At 68.2% G+C, this 17,025-nt stretch carries 19 protein-coding genes; 6 read left to right on the top strand and 13 right to left on the bottom strand.

The features are described 5' to 3' along the window. Positions 1-1,053 (top strand): protein kinase family protein, encoded by a 1,053-nt coding sequence (locus tag OHA25_RS37670; RefSeq protein WP_327581684.1) that lies wholly within the window; start codon positions 1-3, stop codon positions 1,051-1,053. A 165-nt stretch (positions 1,054-1,218) separates the two neighbouring features. Here the strand turns inward: OHA25_RS37670 and OHA25_RS37665 are convergent, their stop codons facing one another. Both OHA25_RS37665 and OHA25_RS37660 read right to left on the bottom strand, forming a co-directional pair. Then, positions 1,219-1,533, bottom strand: a complete 315-nt coding sequence (locus OHA25_RS37665; protein ID WP_442942222.1) for a dihydrofolate reductase family protein — start codon at positions 1,531-1,533, stop codon at positions 1,219-1,221. Between the two features lie 236 nt (positions 1,534-1,769). Then, entirely contained in the window at positions 1,770-2,315 is a 546-nt protein-coding gene (locus OHA25_RS37660; RefSeq protein WP_327581682.1) for a cysteine dioxygenase family protein, read from the bottom strand. Positions 2,316-2,419: 104 nt separating this feature from the next. Between OHA25_RS37660 and pdxR the strand changes: the two genes are divergently transcribed. Beyond that, positions 2,420-3,838, top strand: coding sequence for a MocR-like pyridoxine biosynthesis transcription factor PdxR (gene pdxR / locus OHA25_RS37655; RefSeq protein WP_327581681.1), 1,419 nt, complete (start codon positions 2,420-2,422; stop codon positions 3,836-3,838). A 310-nt stretch (positions 3,839-4,148) separates the two neighbouring features. Here the strand turns inward: pdxR and OHA25_RS37650 are convergent, their stop codons facing one another. The 9 genes from OHA25_RS37650 to OHA25_RS37610 form a co-directional block, all read right to left on the bottom strand. Further along, entirely contained in the window at positions 4,149-4,763 is a 615-nt protein-coding gene (locus OHA25_RS37650) for a DUF6461 domain-containing protein (protein WP_327581680.1), read from the bottom strand. 200 nt (positions 4,764-4,963) lie between these two features. After that, on the bottom strand, positions 4,964-5,503 hold the full coding sequence (locus tag OHA25_RS37645; RefSeq protein ID WP_327581679.1) for a hypothetical protein: 540 nt from the start codon (positions 5,501-5,503) through the stop codon (positions 4,964-4,966). Between the two features lie 135 nt (positions 5,504-5,638). After that, the gene (locus OHA25_RS37640; protein WP_327581678.1) at positions 5,639-5,926 is read right to left on the bottom strand and encodes a hypothetical protein; all 288 of its coding nucleotides are present in this window, start codon (positions 5,924-5,926) and stop codon (positions 5,639-5,641) included. 90 nt (positions 5,927-6,016) lie between these two features. Continuing rightward, the gene (locus OHA25_RS37635) at positions 6,017-7,393 is read right to left on the bottom strand and encodes an MFS transporter (protein WP_327581677.1); all 1,377 of its coding nucleotides are present in this window, start codon (positions 7,391-7,393) and stop codon (positions 6,017-6,019) included. Positions 7,394-8,222: 829 nt separating this feature from the next. Next, on the bottom strand, positions 8,223-9,458 hold the full coding sequence (locus OHA25_RS37630) for an RNA polymerase sigma factor (RefSeq protein ID WP_327581676.1): 1,236 nt from the start codon (positions 9,456-9,458) through the stop codon (positions 8,223-8,225). Then, positions 9,455-10,285 (bottom strand): dihydrofolate reductase family protein, encoded by an 831-nt coding sequence (locus OHA25_RS37625; protein WP_327581675.1) that lies wholly within the window; start codon positions 10,283-10,285, stop codon positions 9,455-9,457. Before OHA25_RS37625 ends, OHA25_RS37630 begins: the two co-directional genes overlap by 4 nt. A gap of 188 nt (positions 10,286-10,473) precedes the next feature. After that, positions 10,474-10,674 carry a hypothetical protein gene (locus OHA25_RS37620; RefSeq protein WP_327581674.1) on the bottom strand — a complete coding sequence of 67 codons (201 nt, stop codon included), beginning with the start codon at positions 10,672-10,674 and terminating at the stop codon, positions 10,474-10,476. 60 nt (positions 10,675-10,734) lie between these two features. After that, complete coding sequence (locus OHA25_RS37615; RefSeq protein ID WP_327591094.1) at positions 10,735-10,854, bottom strand: isochorismatase family protein; 120 nt, start codon at positions 10,852-10,854, stop codon at positions 10,735-10,737. 484 nt (positions 10,855-11,338) lie between these two features. Then, positions 11,339-11,971, bottom strand: a complete 633-nt coding sequence (locus OHA25_RS37610) for a TetR/AcrR family transcriptional regulator (protein ID WP_327581673.1) — start codon at positions 11,969-11,971, stop codon at positions 11,339-11,341. Positions 11,972-12,018: 47 nt separating this feature from the next. Here OHA25_RS37610 and OHA25_RS37605 point away from each other — a divergent pair, with 47 nt between their 5' ends. The 3 genes from OHA25_RS37605 to OHA25_RS37595 are packed head-to-tail and all read left to right on the top strand — an operon-like array spanning position 12,019 to position 14,185. Next, positions 12,019-12,378 (top strand): hypothetical protein, encoded by a 360-nt coding sequence (locus tag OHA25_RS37605; RefSeq protein WP_327581672.1) that lies wholly within the window; start codon positions 12,019-12,021, stop codon positions 12,376-12,378. An 18-nt stretch (positions 12,379-12,396) separates the two neighbouring features. Next, complete coding sequence (locus OHA25_RS37600; RefSeq protein WP_327581671.1) at positions 12,397-13,632, top strand: FAD-dependent monooxygenase; 1,236 nt, start codon at positions 12,397-12,399, stop codon at positions 13,630-13,632. Between the two features lie 34 nt (positions 13,633-13,666). Then, positions 13,667-14,185 (top strand): DoxX family protein, encoded by a 519-nt coding sequence (locus OHA25_RS37595; protein ID WP_327581670.1) that lies wholly within the window; start codon positions 13,667-13,669, stop codon positions 14,183-14,185. Positions 14,186-14,409: 224 nt separating this feature from the next. Here the strand turns inward: OHA25_RS37595 and OHA25_RS37590 are convergent, their stop codons facing one another. Together OHA25_RS37590 and OHA25_RS37585 are read right to left on the bottom strand one after the other, a co-directional pair. Further along, on the bottom strand, positions 14,410-14,847 hold the full coding sequence (locus OHA25_RS37590; RefSeq protein WP_327581669.1) for a hypothetical protein: 438 nt from the start codon (positions 14,845-14,847) through the stop codon (positions 14,410-14,412). Positions 14,848-14,862: 15 nt separating this feature from the next. After that, positions 14,863-15,408, bottom strand: a complete 546-nt coding sequence (locus OHA25_RS37585; RefSeq protein ID WP_327581668.1) for a helix-turn-helix domain-containing protein — start codon at positions 15,406-15,408, stop codon at positions 14,863-14,865. A gap of 89 nt (positions 15,409-15,497) precedes the next feature. Between OHA25_RS37585 and OHA25_RS37580 the strand changes: the two genes are divergently transcribed. After that, positions 15,498-16,823: an alpha/beta hydrolase gene (locus tag OHA25_RS37580; protein WP_327581667.1), complete on the top strand. Its 1,326-nt coding sequence runs from the start codon at positions 15,498-15,500 to the stop codon at positions 16,821-16,823. Positions 16,824-17,025: the final 202 nt, after the last annotated feature.

Here is a 17,025-nt window from a genome sequence, read left to right as displayed (position 1 = left end):
ATGATGGACATGCGGCTGACCACCCACCGTGACGTTTCCACGGCCATGGCCCGCTACGACGACCGGCAACTGGCCGAGTTACTGGAGCGCGAGGCCGTGCACCTCGGCACCGGCATCGGCGGGACGTCCGCGCGGCTCGAGGTCAGCGGCACCTCGGTCTTCGTCAAACGCGTGCCCCTCACCGAGCCCGAACTGCGCCACCCGCACTCGACGGCCAACCTGTTCGGGCTGCCGCCTTTCTGCCAGTACGGCATCGGCTCGCCCGGCTTCGGCGCCTGGCGCGAGCTGGCCGCGCACACGATGACCACCGAGTGGGTGCTGACCGGCCGGTTCCCCGGCTTCCCGCTGCTGTATCACTGGCGGGTGCTGCCCAACGCCGAGCCCGCCCCCCTGTACGGAGAGCTGGCCGACATCGATCGGGCGGTCACTTTCTGGGAGGGCGCGCCCGGCGTGCGCCGCCGCCTCGAGGCGCTGGCAGGGGCTCCGGCCAGCCTGACGCTCTTCCTGGAGTACTTTCCATACAACCTGCACCAGTGGCTGGGCGAGCGGGTGCGCGCGGGCGACGCCGACCGCGCCTGCGCCCTGGCGGACAAGGGGCTGCGTGAGGTCGTGTCCTTCATGAACGCGGGCGGCCTCCTGCACTTCGACGCGCATTTCGAGAATGTCCTCACCGACGGGCGCCGCTTCTACCTGACCGATTTCGGGCAGGCCGTGTCGACCCGGTTCGACCTGTCAGAGGAGGAACAGGTCTTTTATCGCCGGCACCTCACCTTTGACCGCACCTACACGCTGACGTTCCTGGTGAACTGGCTGGCCGGCGCCTTCCACGGCGCTGACTGGCAGGGGCGTCGCGAACTGGTGCGGGGATGGGCGACGGGAGAGCGGCCAGCCGTCGTGCCCGGCGGGGTCGCGGCCCTGCTGTCGCGGCACAGCCCGCTGGCCACCGTGCTGAACGACTTCTACCACGATCTGCAGAGTGAGAGCAGGAAGACGCCGTACCCGCTGGAGGAGATCCGTCAGGTTGCCGGACGGCACGCCCTGCCGCTCGAGTAAGGGTCACCCACCGTTTGAGGGAGGTGCACGCCGATCGGGGAGGACGCTCTGCTTGGGTGAGGCTCACTCGCCGAGATGGTCCTCGCCTCAACGTCCACGACCTTGACCTGGCCAGCCGGCGTGCTCGGCGGGCTGGTTTTCGTTGCGGTGCGAGACGGCCCGACGTCAACTGCTATCGCTCAGTTGCCCGGCTCCGGTCCGGGTGGGGATCTTCGCCGTTGTGGTGGGTCGGTACCGCACGTTGATGGTCGCGGTGGGGTCGTTTTGGCCGATGTGGTGCAGGTTGATCGGCTCGCTGCCGGGGTTGTCGTAGAGCCGGATGCCCTGGCCGAGAATGACCGGCATGATGTGGAGGTCGATCTCGTCGATCAGCCCCAGGTCGAGAAGCTGGCGCCCGATGGTCGGCGAGAGCACTTCGAGGTTCTTGCCGTCGGCCGCCTTCAGTCCGATCCGCACGGCGTCGGCTGGGTCGCAGTTCAGGAACGTGACGTCGTCGGCGGGCGTGGCGTCCTCGCGTTCCGGTCATCCAGTCCATCGCATGGCCGGGTCCCGCCACGAACCCGTCCAGTGACATCGCGAAGTGGAAAAGCACCTTCCCGCCTGCGGTCTGCGGCTCGGTGTCGTTCATTCGTCGCCTCCTGTGATCTGCTTGCGAGTGGTAGTCCTCTGGCTGGCCGCCGTGGTGCAGCCGCCCTGCTGCTGGGCGTGGAGTTCGTTCATGGCCCGACGGGAAGGTCGTAGTAGCGCAGCGCGCTGGAGCCGATGCGGGACAGGTCGGTGCCGTACACGTGGATCGTGACGGCGGTGTGATCGCCGGGGTTCGCGACCCGGTGGATGTCGCCGGGCGGGGCGAAGCCGTTGACCGCGCCGGTCGCGTTCGTGGCGCGCCCCACCGGAACGAGCAACTCACCGCTGCTGTCGAGCGTGAACAGTTCTTCGTCCAGCACGCCCTGGATGATGCCGAATACGCACCAGGACACGTGGTCGTGGATCCGCGTGATGCGGCCCGCCGGCCACACGATGGCCTGGATCGAGAAGGCCCCGTCCGGCTCGACGTGCAGCAGCTGGCTGCGTAGGTCCTCCTGCTCGCCAGGATGGACCCCGGTCAGCACCTCGGGCGAGGGCAGGTAGCGCCGCAGCGCGCTCGCGGCGCGTTGGGCTGTGCGCTGCCAGTCGCCGCGGCGGTTCAGCGCAATGCGGATTCCGGCCACCAATTCGTCCAGTCGGGGCGCGGTGGGCAGTGGCTGATTCACGAGCGTCATGGCTGTCCCTTCGCGACTTCGGCCGGTGCGGCATCACTGCCGTGCCGTGACTCCAACGGTAGGAATAGAGTGGCGCTGATAAGAGATCCAATACTGGACGAGTTATGAGTACCAGTTCGCCTGAGTTGTTCGTGGAGATCGACCGCTCCCGTCCCCGTGGCCTGCGCGCCCAGCTGGAGCGGAGCCTGCGGGATGCCATCAGGGCGGGCCGGTTGCGCCCCGGCGTTCGGCTGCCGTCGTCCCGGGCGCTCGCCGCGGACCTCCAGATCACCCGCGGTGTCGTCATCGCCGCCTATCACCAGCTCACGGCCGAGGGCTACCTGACCTCCCGACAGGGCTGGGGCACCGTCGTCAACGCGATCACCACGCCCGACGGGCCACAGCGCCACCGCCCGCCGCCCGCCGCCGTCCGTTATGACTTCCGGCCCGGAGCCCCGGACGTCGGCCTGTTCCCGCACGCGGCCTGGGCCCGCGCGACCCGTACGACGATGCGGGCCCTACCCGACCAGTCACTCGGCTACAGCGACCCGGCCGGTCTCCCGCCGCTACGCGAGACGCTGGCCGACTACCTGGGCAGGGTCCGCGGCGTGTCCTGCGAACCGGACGACATCGTGGTGTGCAACGGCTTCTCGCACGGGTTGAGCCTGCTGGCCCGGGTGCTCGCCGAGCGGGGCATCGCCGTTGAGAACCCCGGCCACCCCAACTGGCGAGAGCAGATCGAATGGTCCGGCTCCAGCTGCCACCCCATCGAGGTCGACGACGAGGGGCTGCGCGTGGACCGATTGACCGCGTCCAGGGCGGGCGCAGTGCTCGTCACACCCGCCCACCAGTACCCCACCGGTGTGGTGCTCTCGGCCAGCCGACGGATCGACCTGCTCGACTGGGCCCGCACCAGCGGCGCGTACATCATCGAAGACGACTACGACGCCGAATACCGCTACGACCGCCAACCCGTCGGCGCCCTCCAAGGGGTCGCGCCCGATCACGTCGTCCACGCCGGTAGCCTGTCCAAGAGCCTGGCCCCCGGGCTGCGGCTCGGCTGGCTGGTCGTCCCCCCGGCACTACGCGACGAGGTGGTCGCCGCCCGCGCGCGCAGTGACCGGTTCACCCCCTCGATCATCCAGGCCACCGTCGCCGAGTTCATCCAGCGCGGCGACCTCGACCGACACCTGCGGCGCACCCGTCGCAGCTACCGCCAGCGACGCGACGCGCTCATCGCGGCCCTGCGCCAACAGCTGCCCGCCTACCGTGCGACAGGCATCTCCGCGGGTCTACATGTCCTGGTCAGGCTGCCCGACGGCATGGACGCAACCCACCTCGCCGCCACCGCCGCCCGGCACGGCATCCTCATACAGCCCCTGGACCGCTACCGGTCCAGTCCTGCGCCAGGCCAACACCCGGCCCTCGTGATGGGCTACAGCAGGCTCACGCCCCATCACATCGAGGAAGGCATCCACCACCTCGCCACCATCCTGAGCTCAGAGGGCGTCACTCCTCGACCCGTTGAAGACGACCACGGGTGACGTCGCGAGGTCAGTCAGCCAGTCGTCTCGTCCCACGAGGAACGCATGGGCCACAATTTCCGCAAAAGCCTATCCATGACGCAGATCATCGAGCTGGCCCAAGCCAAGCAGCGGCGCAGTCACCGTGGAGAACTCAACGGCCTGACGTTCGCCCGCCGAGGGGGCACCATGAGGCATCAGAGCCCCCTGGTTTACCGTTCGATCCTGCGCGGTTCCTCTTCTCGGTCTCGTCCCACCTACAACTCACGACAGTTGAAGAGGAGAGCTCACCAGTAAGTAATTGACCCCGGAAGGCGCGCCGGTCGCCGTATCAAGGTGTCTCGCGCTGAAGGTCTTCCCGCGGCAGGTCGGCGATCGCGCCCACCAGCAGTGGCCCGCTCAGCAGGTCGGCGGCGAACGTCACGCCGGTGAGGCGGGCCGCCATCGCGAACATCCGCGCGAGGCCGTGCTCGGACAGGTCGTCGTACCGCTGGTCCCACTCCTCGTCCGAACCCTCCTCCAGAGGCAGGCCGAACTCGCGCATGAGGCCGGCGAGCCGGTCCGTGTCGGCACCGGAGCGATGCTCGGGAGAAGTCGGGTCGAAAGCCGTGACCACGATGCCGTCGGCGGCGTAGTGGAAGTAGTCGCAGGCGTAGTCATGCCGTAAGACGGACACCACGTCAGTGCCGGCCGACAGCCGCGCCAACGTCAGATCGTCGGACCCCGACCAGCCGCACGGCTCCACCGCCGCGCACCCATCGCCGGTCGCGACCACTCCGACGTGGCCACCTCCCTCACCGCCACCGGTCACCATCGTGAAATCGGAGACCGCCAGATCCAGCTCGGCGAAGCTCATCTCCGTGCTCGTGCGGGCGCCGAACCGGCGCAGCACGTCGGCCGGGTCGAGCCCGCGCAGCAAGGTCACGCAGTAGATCTCCCACTCCACCCTTCCACGCGCACCTGCTGTTCGAGAGTGACCTGCTGCGATGGTTATCTGGGGTGGTCAAGCGTTCTGGCTGGTCAGCCGCTTGAAGGACATTCAGGCACGTCAGGCAAGCAGGCTGCTCGCGTTCGGCGCGCAGGTGGATGGTCGAAAGGCGTGGGGTTGCAAGCTGCCGCAGTGTTCAGAGCAGGGCCCGAACCGCACTACTCGTCGGCGTAGGGCTTGAAGAGCACGTCGCGTTCCATCCACGACTCGTTGAGCAGCTCACTGTGCACCTCGCCCTGGACGATTCCCAGGAGAAGGTCGGTGGTGAGCAGGTCGTACCTCTCCCACACGTCGCCGTTCCGGTCCGAGACCCGGATCGGGTACGAATCGGCCGCCGCCTCGGGTGAGACCTGCCAATAGAGCGTGACCCCCGTGCCGGTCGAGGCCCAGGGCAGCAGCCTGGAATCAGGGTCGAGATCGTCGGGCGGTCCCACGACCTCGTCCTCGAACAGGTCCTGGAGCTGTTCGAACTCCAGCCCCGACCGCTCGAGATCGACGTGCTTGAGACTGGGGCCGGGCGCCGGAACGTAGAGCCTCAAGTAGTCCAGCCAGAGTCCGCCACCCCCTGCGTCGAGAAGCTTGCGGTAGTCCTGCGGCACGGGCGCCCCGAGCCGGTGCTCGACCTGTTCCCAGTCGAACGGGCCGGCCAGCGGTGCGAGACGTGCCGTTTCGATTAGCTGCTGAGCACTGGTTGTCATGCGGGTGCATTCCTCGGGGTTGCCGGTCCAGGTCCGATCTGTCCGAACCGGATCGCGCCCGCGCCCGGGGCCAGGAAGGGCGCAGAGCACCTGACATGCCTGACTACGAAGAGTCTCCCAAGATAACCGCAGGAATCACGGAAAGTCACTACCGCGCCCCTCGACATCGAGAACTGGCGATAGTTGAAGAGGCGACTCCACCAGTAAGGACCCCAGGTCCGACTTGGCCAGCGTCTTCTCGATCGATCCCGCGGCCAGCTCATCGGCCAGCGCCAGGATGACCGTGTTGCTCGCCGAGAACACCTCCACCGCGGCCACGTACTGGTCGACCTCGCGGCCGTGGCCGCGTTCAGGTACCTGGGCCTGCCAGCGCTCGCCGGTCTCGACCCACAGCCACAGGTCATCGCGCTGCTCCCCGAACACCTGCCGCTGCGCGCGGGGTTTCGATGGGGATCCGGTCGATCGCTTTGCGGTTGACGGTGGTGGCCATCCTCGCCACGTTTGGCCAGTTGCTCACTGGTGGGGTTCTGATGGTGCCTTGCGGGGCATCAGGGCGACGATCGGGAGGCTGAGGGCGGTGACGGCCAGAACGACGATAAGAGTGACTTTCATCGCATGGGCCAGTCCGGAGGTAGCGGCTTGGAAGAAGATCGACGTGACCGCGGCCGAGCCGATCGCTGAAGCGAGTTGCTGGATCGAGCTGAGCGAGCCGCTGGCGCTGCCGGCTTCCTCAGGGCTCGCGTCGCCGAGAGCAACGGTGGGGATCGTGGCGAAGCAGAGGCCGGTACCGATGCCGATGACGGTCAACGCCGGGGCCAGTGCCCAGAGGCTGATGTTCGTCCCGGAGTGATCGACGAGGGCCAGGACCCAACCACAACCGACGAGGGAGACGGCCAGGCCGATGAAGACGAGCCTGCGACCGAGCTTGGCAACCAGGCCACCCATGGCGGCGAACGCGGCGGCGATGAGCCCCAGGGTGAGCGGCACCAGGCCGAGCGAGGCGTCCCGCGGGCTGGCCTGCAGCCCCTCCTGCAGGAACAGCGACAGCACGAAGAACAGGCCGGTGCCGGCGGGGAAGACGGCCAGGCCCACGATCATTCCGGAGGTGAAACCTCGGTTCTTCAAGAGCGAGGGCACGATGAGCGGGTGGGTTGCGGTGCGCTGACGGTAGGCGAAGGCAGCGAAGAACAGGACGCCGACGGCGATCGAGACGACAGGGACGGCGCTCCAGCCGTTGGTCGAGCCCTCGATCAGGCCGTACAGCAGCCCGAGCATGGCTACCGCAAGCAGGCCGGAGCCCCAACCGTCGACGACGGTGGACCGGTCGCCATCGTCGTCACGCGGCAGGATCTTGACGGCTATGACTATCCCGATAACGCCAAGGATGACGTTTGCGAGGAAGATCGGGCGCCAGGACAGGCCGAACAGGTCGGCGTTGATGATGAATCCGGCCAAGACCGGGCCGCCGACACTGGAGATACCGAGAACCGGGCCGAACAGCCCGAACGCCTTGGCGAGCATGTCGCGGCTGAACGCTTTCGTCATGATCGCCATGCCTTGCGGGATGAGTAGAGCCCCGAACGCTCCCTGAGCAACCCGGGCGACGATGAGCAGCGCCGGGTCAGGTGAGAACCCGATGACTGCCGAGGCCAGGGTGAACCCACCCATGCCGATCAGGAAAAGCCTGCGTTGGCCGAACTTGTCACCCAGCCGTCCGCCGATCAGGAGCAGGACACCCATGGCAAGCATGTACGCCGGTCCCAACCACTTGATCAGACTCTCACCGCCGTTGAGCTCGCGGGCGATGGTAGGGGCCGCGATGTTCGTGACTGTCCCATCGATCACGTCGATAGCGTCGGCAAGCAGCACCAGCCCCAGGATCGCCCACATCCGGCGGCTGGAGCGGCGTGTGGTGGCTGTGCCCGGCTCCGTCAAGGTAGTCATGAGGAACGTCCTTCTCGGTTCCGTCGGGCGCCCCTCCTGGGCGGCCTCTCACCCCCACTACGAACACCCCCGACCCGATCCGACACCGCCCACAACAATTTCGCCGAGATCTTCCGGCGCGTGTGTCGTTAACGAACCGACCACAGTGATGTGGAGGCACCTACACACGCTTCTCAGCCGCGTGCGACAGCTGGAGATGTCGCGGCGCTCTCCGGATCGCCCACGTCAGGCTCGGTATGACGATCGCCGCTGCCAGTACATGACCACCTGCGAGCAGGAGCTGGCCGATGTAGTCGTGTGGCTCGGAGCAAGCGGGAGCGCGAACCAGACCGTGGTCAGCGCGAGTGCGACCCCGACGAAGGTCTGTTGCGGCCGGGCGGCTCGCCGCACGACACCCACCGCAAGGACGGATCCGAGAGCGGTACACAGGACGACGCCGAACCGGAATTGTCCGGCCGGGACGGCATCTGCATTGGCGTTGGCGTGCGACTTTCCGGAATCTCCGACATGGAACGGTCCGTAGGTCGCGGTAACGATGGCTTCGTAGCAGAGGAGAAAGCCGGCACCGACGGCTCCGGCCAACAGCCCGCCGAGCAGCACCGCGCGAGTCGCGGCCGGTCGACAACAGGCCGCGTCTCTACAGCCGCCGCAACCCGGCTCCCCCGAATCCTGCGCCGTTGCTCGGCGAGAAGGGTTGGCGTCTGAACATGTCAATAGTGCAGCGTTCCGCGTCGCCTTTCATCGCTGTATCAAGTGCGCCCTTCAAGCGCGGGCGCTACTGCAGTTGGTCGCGGCGGCGGGTGAGGTAGGCGGTCTCGCCGGTGTTGCCGGCCAGCTCGATGGCCCGGTCGTAGGCCGCGCGTGACTGCTGACTTTGGCCCAGCCGGCGCAGCAGGTCGGCGCGGGTGGCATGGTAGGCGTGATAGCCGGCCAACGCCTCGGCGAGGCGGTCAACGATGGCCAGTGCCACCTCCGGCCCGTCGAGCTCGGCCACGGCGATGGCCCGGTTGAGGGCGATGATCGGCGAGGGGTCGAGGCGGACGAGCTGGTCGTAGAGGGCGAGGACCTGCGACCAGTCGGTGTCGCGGATGTCACGGGCGGAGGTGTGCACCGCGTTGATCGCCGCGAGAATCTGATAGCGACCCGGAGCCACCCCGGCCGCGGCAGCGGCCAGGCGTTCACGCACCAGCCGATGCCCCTCGGCGATCAGTTCCGCGTCCCAGGCGCCGCGGTCCTGCTCGGCCAGGGGGATCAGTTCGCCGCCGGCCGAGACCCGCGCGGTGCGGCGGGCCTCGATGAGCAGCATCAGCCCCAGCACCCCGGCCACCTCACCGTCGGCCGGCATGAGGGCACGGATCAGGCGGGTGAGCCGGATCGCCTCGGTGGTCAGGTCGTGTCGTACGGGATCGGTGTCGGGGCCGCTGGCCAGGTAGCCCTCGTTGAAGATGAGGAACAGGACGGCCAGGACGCCGGAGACGCGTGCCGGCAGATCGTCGGCGGACGGCATCCGATAGGGGATGCGAGCCGCCTTGATCTTGGCCTTCGCGCGGGTGATGCGCTGCTCCATGGTGGTCCCCTGCACCAGGAAGGCACGGGCGATCTCGGGCACGGTCAGACCGGCGACCATGCGCAGCGTCAGCGCCACGCGGTTCTCCATCGCCAGCGCCGGATGACAGCAGGTGAAGATCAGCCGGAGCCGGTCGTCATCGATGGTGCCCAGCGGCTCGCGTGGGGTGTTGTCGTGCAGCATCTGAGCCTCCTTGTGCTTGTCGTCGCGTTTGTTCTCGCGCCGGATCCGGTCGATGGCCTTGCGATTGGCGGTGGTGGTCAGCCACGCACCGGGATTGGGCGGTACGCCGTCGGCCGGCCATCGCTCCACGGCGGTGGCGAACGCCTCGGCAGCCGCCTCCTCGGCGATGTCGAGGTCACCGAAACGCCTGGTCAGAGCGGCCACCACCCGCGCCCACTCGTCGTGGTGGGCCCGAGTGATCGCCTCCTCGACGTCGCTCACAGGAACGGCCGCACCTCGATCTTCCGATCGCAGACCTTCGACGCCTCGGCGGCGAGCTTGAGCGCCACATCCAGATCGGGGGCCTCCCACACCCAGACGCCGGCGAGGTACTCCTTCGACTCCACGAAAGGCCCGTCGCTGAACACCGCCTGCTCGCCCCGGTTGTCGATGACCGTGGCCGCGTCGGTGTCCGCGAGTCCGCCCGCGAAAACCCAGTAGCCCTCGGTGATCAGTCGTTCGTTGAACGCGCTGATGGCAGGCCGCCTGTCCGTGCTGCCGGGATTGCTCTTGTCATCGATCACGGAAACCAGGTAGCGCATCTGAAGATCATCTCCTGTGGTGTCATGACAGCGTGGTTCGGTGGTCAGGGACTTCAGGCCCTTGCATACCGCGCGCCCGGCCGGCCGGTAGACCTGGATCGTCACGCCCTTCGAGTCGACCCGCGACTCGACCAGGTCGAGCGCAAGATCCGGACCGGTCTCCGGGAACAGTCTCGCGCCCTGGCCGAGGATCACCGGGATCACGATCAGCATCATCTCGTCGACCAGGTCGTTCTCCAGCAGCCACCGGGTCAGGATGCCACTGCCGTGCACCTGCAGCTCAGCCCCGGGCTTGGCCTTCAGCTCACTGATGGCCGCCGCGAGGTCACCGCGGAGAACGGTCGTGTCCTCCCAGCGCGGCGTGATGAACGTCCTGGTTTCGTCATCACCCGCCCCTGGGGCCCATCCGCCGCGCTCGAATCCGTTCCTGCGGTCCTCATCCGACGCACCGCCGTTTCCCTGCATCACTCCATCGATGGTGACGTGAGTCACCGTCGTCAGCTTCATGATCGCGGTTCCTTTATCTCGGCGCCGCCTCCTTGCGGGGGCCTCACCCCTGCTACGAACACCACCGCCCCGATCCGACACCTCCTCCCGGACTTCTTTGAAGAATTTCCGGGACGCCGGTCGTCAGGGATCGGGGCATGACAAGCATCGGAACGAAAGATCCCGTTAGCAGAGCTGAGCCGATCGGCCTACCATGACTTTCCGTTCGGATGCGTAAGGACCCGGAGTGATACCCCTGCGGGACAAGGCGCGATCTTGATGGTCAGACCGAGGAACACACGCGCGACAGGGTGGCCGGCGATGACCTCTCGCGTGTCCAGGCAGGCGATGCCCATACCGGTCATCTCGCGGTCCGCGTCGGTGGTCCAGCCGGAGAGCGCGTCGCGCACGGCGACAGTGCGCAGGTCGCGCTCGGTCGCGTCGACGAGCGTCGAACGTGGGCAGTTCGGCTAGTTGCAGCCGGCGACGACCACCGTGCTCACCGCGCGTTCGGCGAGATGTTCCAGCAACCGGGTGCGGAAGAAGGCGCTCCAGCGGGGTTTGTACATGATGTGCTCGTCCGTGCCGATCTCCTGCGCGTGTCCCGCCAGGAGCAGGTCCGGATCGAGTTCGCTTTCCGGTGCCAGGCCGTCGTGGCAGCAGTGGGGCGGCCCACCGTGCGATCACCAGGAATGTCACTGCCGCGGGCGTCTGCCCGAGCCCGGCCTGCAGGGCGCTGTGGCCGAGGGCGTTCTGCAGAAAGAGCGACGTGAAGTACCACATCACGATGGGAATCGCGCCGAACAGTGGCAGCATGCCGTTGCCGGCGGCCACTCCGTGCATTCTGAACAGCCGCAGGGGCCCTCGTCGTCTTCACCGTGGTGGAGGCGCGTGTCGCCACCCAGCCGATGATGCTGCCGGGTGAGCGGGACCCGGCCGAACAAGCGCACGATGGAGCGCCACGGCTCCGGATGGCGGACCCCGGCCTCACCACATCAGCAACACCTCGACTCTCCGCCACCATCACCGCGTGGGCCCCGTCGGTCATCGCAGCCGACCCACCGGCCAAGATCTTCAGGGCAGTCCTCGGCGACGTGCCTGCCCGCCGCAGAGGCGCAGCGTGCTTTCCAAGCACAGCGCCTCTGCCTCGTGGGTGGTGAGGTGCCCGGTTGCGACTTGTGCTGCGGCGGTGTGCTGGAGCCCGAGTATGGCGGCGGCGAGCCAGGCTGCGGGGAGTGAGGGGTCGAAGTCGCCCGTGTGCTGGCCTCGCTGGATGAGTCGTTCGAGCCGCGGAGGCGCGGTGTCGTGGGGGTCGTTGTGGGGCCGCGGGATCTGGGCGGCGCTGGCGTTCAGCAGGAGGGGATAGCGGCCGAGGAATCGCCAGCCGGCGCTGAGGAACTGGGCCAGCGCGTCGGCGGGCGGGGCGGTGTCGAGGTCTGCGTCGTCGAGCAGGGCGGCGTATTCGGCGGCCGCGGCCTCGACGAGGGCGGCGATGAGGGCGTCGCGTGAAGGGAAGTGCGCGTAGACGGTCTGGCGCGTGACGCCGGCCGTGGCGGCGATGTCCTCCATGGTCGCATCGGGCCGCTCGCCGAGCACGATGCGGGCCGCGTTGAGGATGGCGTCGATGCTGCGCCGGGCGTCGGACCGGCGGCGGCGTGGCGGCGTGGCGGTGTCGTGCGGGTTGGCCATTCCAAGAATGGTAGACATTCAGCCATAACCTTGACAAGACGTAAGAGATAGCTAAGTCTTACGGCATGTCAAAGAAGAGCTTAGGTGGAGGTCATCCGGCGATCGAGGCGCGCGGCCCGATCAAGGCCTGTGGAGACAACCGGGTGCTGGGCGGGATCGACCGCACAGTCCGGCGCGGTCAGGTTTTCGGGTTCGTCGGCCCCGACGGGGCGGGCACGACCACCACGATGCGCATCCTGACCACGCTGACCCCGGCCGGACGGCGGGACCGCCCGCGTCCTCGGCCACAACGTGCTGACCGAGGCGGAGGCGATCCGGGCCGGGTGGCGGTGACCGGTCTCGGACATACGCCCATGCTCCAGGACGTGCCGCGGGCCACCCCTCTGCTGGCCTTCACCGCGATCCAGACCGTACGCGTGGACTGAACGGCAAGGAGGGGTGGCATGCGGATTCTCATCTCCGGCGCCAGCATCGCCGGTCCGGTCCTGGCGTACTGGCTCACCAGGCACGGCTGGTCCGTCACCGTCGTCGAGCGCGCGCCGACTCTGCGCAAGACCGGTGGCCACGCGGTCGACCTGTTCCGGCCCGCGATGAACATCTCGGAGAAGATGGGCGTGCTCGCGCGCATCCAGGAGCGGGCCACCGGCACGGACCGGATGACCATTCACCAGGAGGGCGCGCGCCGCCCGGTCCGGGCGGACCTCACCAAGATCTTCAGCGCCACCTCCGACCGGCACCTGGAGATCATGCGCGACGACCTGAGCGAGATCTACTACGACGCCACGTGCCACGACGTCGAGTACGTCTTCGGCGACTCGATCACCGAGATCTCGCCCAACGGCGAGGTACGGTTCGAGAACGCCGCGCCGCGCCGTTTCGACCTCGTCGTCGGCGCGGACGGGCTGCACTCCAACGTGCGCCGCCTCGTCTTCGGTGAGGAGTCCCGCTTCAGCGCCTTCATCGGGGCCTACTTCGGGGTGCTGACCCTGCCCAACGGTGCCGGCCTCGACGGCGAGCTCTTCATGCACGTCGGCGTGGGCCGCACTGCCGGCATGTACGGCGCGCGGCACCTCGGCGACGCGCGGGCGTTGTTCCTGTTCCGGAGCGAGCGCGAGATCGACTACCACAACCGCGACGTGCGCCGGCAAAAGGCGCTGCTGCGTGGTGCGTTCGACGGCATGCACCCCGACGTGGACCGCTGGCTGAGCGAGCTCGACCGCACCCCGGCGTTCTACTTCGACTCGATCAGCCAGCTCCGCATGGACACCTGGTCACGAGGGAGGGTGACGCTCGTCGGCGACGCGGGCTACTCCCCCGGCCCGGCCGTCGGCGGCAGCACCAGCCTGGCCGTCGTCGGCGCCTACGTCCTCGCCGGAGAACTGGCGCGGGCAGGCGGCGAGCACGAGCGCGCCTTCCCCGCCTACGAACACGCCATGACCGAGCACGTACGCGGCAGCCGCGCCGTCGCGCTGAGCGCGGCCAAGACCCTCATCCCCACATCCCGGCTCGGCGTCTCGGGACTGGCCCAGGGCGCCCGCCTGCTCTCCGCCCTGCCCGCGGGCCCCAGCCGCGCCCTCCTGCGCCTGACCACCAAGAGCGCGCGCCTCTACAACTCCATGACCCTCGACGACTACCCCCCGCCGCCCGCCGCATCCGCAGGCCGAGTCGGCACCCGCTGACACATGGATTGTGCGACCACCCCAGGGAGGGCCAGTGTTCCCGTTCATCATCATTCCGACCGGTGTAGTGATCTTCCGGCTACTCGGGGCGGCCGGCGTGCGACGATTCTCCACCCTGTCGACCAGCGCAGCACACGCCATGGCGATCATGCTCGTGATCACGGCAAGCGCGCACTTCGTCCCGGCCAGCGTCTCAGCGATGCCGAACCACGCAGACCTCGTCGCGATCATGCCGCCCTTCGTCCCGTTCCCCAGCCTGGTGGTCTATGCGACCGGCCTACTGGAACTGCTCGGCGCCCTCGGCCTGGTCATGACGCCGACACGCCGCCTAGCGGGGATCGCGCTCGCGATCTTCTTCGTGCTCGTGCTTCCGGCCAATATCTACGCCGCCGTCGCCGACATCCCCTTCGCCGGCGAACAAGCCACCCCGCTGTGGCTCCGGGTGCCCGAGCAACTGGTCTACATCGCCGTGGCCCTCTGGGCCGCAAGATCAGCCGACGTCAGCGCCGAGGGGAAGTCAGGGCTCATGGAAAGAGGGACGCCGAAGCACTGAGCGTTCTGCGACGCGACGTGCAGCGGACCCGTCTCACCCACACTTGACCGCGTACACCCGCGGCCGCGGCCGTGGCTCACAGGCCCAAGCGCCCCGCAAGGCTCACGCGGAGGGAACGGCAGCCAGCCGTTCTCCTCGGCAACCCTCAGAAGGTCTCTTCAACTCCAGCAGCCGAACCTGATCATGGATGCGGCCCTCGGAGTGTGGAGGAACGAAAACGTACGCTAATCCTGTTTGCCCAGCTCACTGCTAGCGCGTGATCTTCGTTGATGGAGAGGTGCTGGCGTACGTTTCCGATCCGTCGCACGGTGGATCGTGGCCTTGGCGACCGCGCGGGTCTCGTCGGCGATCTCCTTGCGGCGTTCGGCGTCAGCCGGGACCGAGGGCGCGACCCAGTGCTTCTTGGCGAGGCGCCAGGCAAGCCAGGAGGTGACGGCGGCGCGGCTGCGGTTCCAGGTCGCCGGCGCGCTCGCCCTCCACAGCTCGGCGAGCGCGGTGCCGATCTCGGCGTCGGCCACCTCGGCGAGCGGCCGGTCACGGCCGAGTAGGGCGATGACGCGGTCGATGGCCGAGGCGTAGGCGCGGTGAGTGTTGGGGTTGGCCGTGCGCGGGGTGGCCAGGAAGGCGTCGGCGGCCGGGCCACCATGATCGTCCACGTACATGGTAATAAGCTGTTATCACGTCCATGGGTCAGGATGATTTGGGCCCGGCTCGGAGTCGGTGGGTGGCTGTTCGACCGGGAAAAAGATCGGGCTGAGCAGGTGCTGTGTGCGGTCCGGCGTTGGCTGGTTGGTCAACAGGGGCAGGATCACGCGACGGAATTCGCTGATCATCTCTTCCAGCTCGCCGCGGGTGAGCCAGACGGCGTGCTGCCGGTAGCCGATGAGGTCCGCCACCGGGTCGACATCCTCGCGGTCGAGGTAGGCGTTGAATTCAGTGACCAGGACGGCCATCGAAGTGGCGAAGGCGCGCCGGTGGTCGTCGGGTGTCATGGCCGCGAGTGCATCGGCGTCGAGGACGGCTCGGTCTTGGCGTAGCCGGTAGCGGCGCTCCACCGCGCCCCGCACCCGCCTCTCGCCCGCCACTTCCAGGATTCCGCCGGCCGCGAGCAGGTCGACGTGCCGATAGACCATGGCCTTCGAGGTGTCGGGGATCCGTGCGCATAGCTGGCCGGTGGTGAGTTCCCGCTCTCCGCGCATCGCATGCACGATCCGCAGCCGCACCGGATGCGCCAGTAGCTCCAAAGTGTCCACGATGCAACAGTCTCATGCTGTGCTACCGTTCGCAAAACAGTAGAAAGGATGGTGTCGGGATGGCCATGGGAACGGATCCGGCGGCGATCGCCACGGCGGTCGTCGAGATGGCACGGAGTGGACGCTTTGCGGACATTGAGACATTGTTCGCCCCGCCGCTGCGAGCGGTGGCCTCCGCTGAGACGCTGCAAGTTGGCTGGGAGAGTCAGCTCTCCAGGATCGGGGCGATCTCCGCGGTTGGGGCACCGATCAGCGAGCCGGCCCCCGAGAGCTGGGTGACCGCAACGGGGAAGGCCGAGCTGGTCAAGGTGAGCATCCCCGTGACGCACGAACGCGGCGGACTGACGGTGGTGATGGCGGTCGACGAGACCGGCCTGCTGCAGGACCTGCAGCTAGCACCCCCGCTCACCGAGCCGTGGACGCCGCCGTCGTACGCCCGCCGCAAGAGGTTCGACGAGCACGAGGTCACCGTGGGCTCCGGCGCGCTGGCCGTACCCGGCACGTTGAGCCTGCCGCGCGGGCACGGCCCGTGTCCCGCAGCGGTGCTGCTCAGCGGCGGCGGACCGTTCGACCGGGACGCCACCAGTGGCCCCAACAAGCCCCTCAAAGATCTGGCCTGGGGGCTGGCCAGCCGCGGCGTGGCAGTGCTGCGCTTCGACAAGGTGACTCACGCCCACGCCGGCCAGGTGGCGTCAATCCCGGACTTCACCATGAGCGACGAGTACGTCCCGCACGCCGTCGCGGCCATCCACCTGCTCCAGCGCCACCCTGCCGTCGACGCCGCGCGTGTGTATGTCGCAGGCCACAGCATGGGCGGCAAGGTGGCCCCGCGGGTCGCCGCCGCCGAGCCGTCGGTGGCCGGGCTGGTGATCTTGGCCGGTGACACCCAACCCATGCACCAGGCCGCCGTCCGCGTCGTCCGCCATCTCGCCTCGCTCGATCCCGGTGCGCAGGCCGCAGTCGAGACGATCACGCGGCAGGCCGCACTCGTCGACAGCCCTCAACTGTCGGCCGAGACACCCGCCGCGGAGCTGCCGTTCGGCTACTCCGGGGCGTACTGGCTCGACCTGCGCGGCTACGACCCGGTCGCGACCGCGGCCGCGCTGGACAAGCCGATGCTCATCCTGCAGGGCGGCCGCGACTACCAGGTGACCGTCGCCGACGACCTCGCGGGCTGGCAAGCAGGCCTCGCCCACCGTCCGGACGTCACCATCCGCGTCTACGACGCCGACGACCACCTGTTCTTCCCCGGTTCAGGCCCGTCCACGCCCGCCGACTACGACAAGCCCCAGCACGTGGACGCGACCGTGGTCACCGACATCGCCGACTGGCTGGCACCGCGCCAATCGGCGATCGCCCGGATCGTCGCCAGCTTCAAACGCTGACCACCCCGACTCGACACCCGTTTTGCAGGAAAGGCACAGCAGCGATCGACGAATCCGCCGCGAACCCTTCCTCCACCCCGCAGAACATCAGCTGGACTGGCTGCTGGACGCGTCACTACGGGGTCCGCTGCCGGACGGCGAGATCCGTCAGCACCTGGCCCCGGCCCTGCTGGAGGCGAGCGGCGGACCGGACGGATTCAAC

The sequence above is a fragment of the Nonomuraea sp. NBC_00507 genome, from assembly GCF_036013525.1.
Lineage (GTDB): Bacteria > Actinomycetota > Actinomycetes > Streptosporangiales > Streptosporangiaceae > Nonomuraea.
The sequence above is the reverse complement of the archived record's forward strand: the minus strand, read 5'-3'. Positions and strand labels throughout refer to the sequence as shown.

What these genes read in the sequence shown, in the direction of transcription:
- OHA25_RS37670 (WP_327581684.1), top strand. Translation starts at nt 1, where the DNA reads ATGATGGACATGCGGCTGACCACCCACCGTGACGTTTCCACGGCCATG.
- OHA25_RS37660 (WP_327581682.1), bottom strand. Translation starts at nt 2,315, where the DNA reads ATGACGCTCGTGAATCAGCCACTGCCCACCGCGCCCCGACTGGACGAA.
- pdxR (WP_327581681.1), top strand. Translation starts at nt 2,420, where the DNA reads ATGAGTACCAGTTCGCCTGAGTTGTTCGTGGAGATCGACCGCTCCCGT.
- OHA25_RS37645 (WP_327581679.1), bottom strand. Translation starts at nt 5,503, where the DNA reads ATGACAACCAGTGCTCAGCAGCTAATCGAAACGGCACGTCTCGCACCG.
- OHA25_RS37635 (WP_327581677.1), bottom strand. Translation starts at nt 7,393, where the DNA reads ATGTGGGCGATCCTGGGGCTGGTGCTGCTTGCCGACGCTATCGACGTG.
- OHA25_RS37625 (WP_327581675.1), bottom strand. Translation starts at nt 10,285, where the DNA reads ATGAAGCTGACGACGGTGACTCACGTCACCATCGATGGAGTGATGCAG.
- OHA25_RS37610 (WP_327581673.1), bottom strand. Translation starts at nt 11,971, where the DNA reads ATGTCTACCATTCTTGGAATGGCCAACCCGCACGACACCGCCACGCCG.
- OHA25_RS37605 (WP_327581672.1), top strand. Translation starts at nt 12,019, where the DNA reads ATGTCAAAGAAGAGCTTAGGTGGAGGTCATCCGGCGATCGAGGCGCGC.
- OHA25_RS37600 (WP_327581671.1), top strand. Translation starts at nt 12,397, where the DNA reads ATGCGGATTCTCATCTCCGGCGCCAGCATCGCCGGTCCGGTCCTGGCG.
- OHA25_RS37590 (WP_327581669.1), bottom strand. Translation starts at nt 14,847, where the DNA reads ATGTACGTGGACGATCATGGTGGCCCGGCCGCCGACGCCTTCCTGGCC.
- OHA25_RS37580 (WP_327581667.1), top strand. Translation starts at nt 15,498, where the DNA reads ATGGCCATGGGAACGGATCCGGCGGCGATCGCCACGGCGGTCGTCGAG.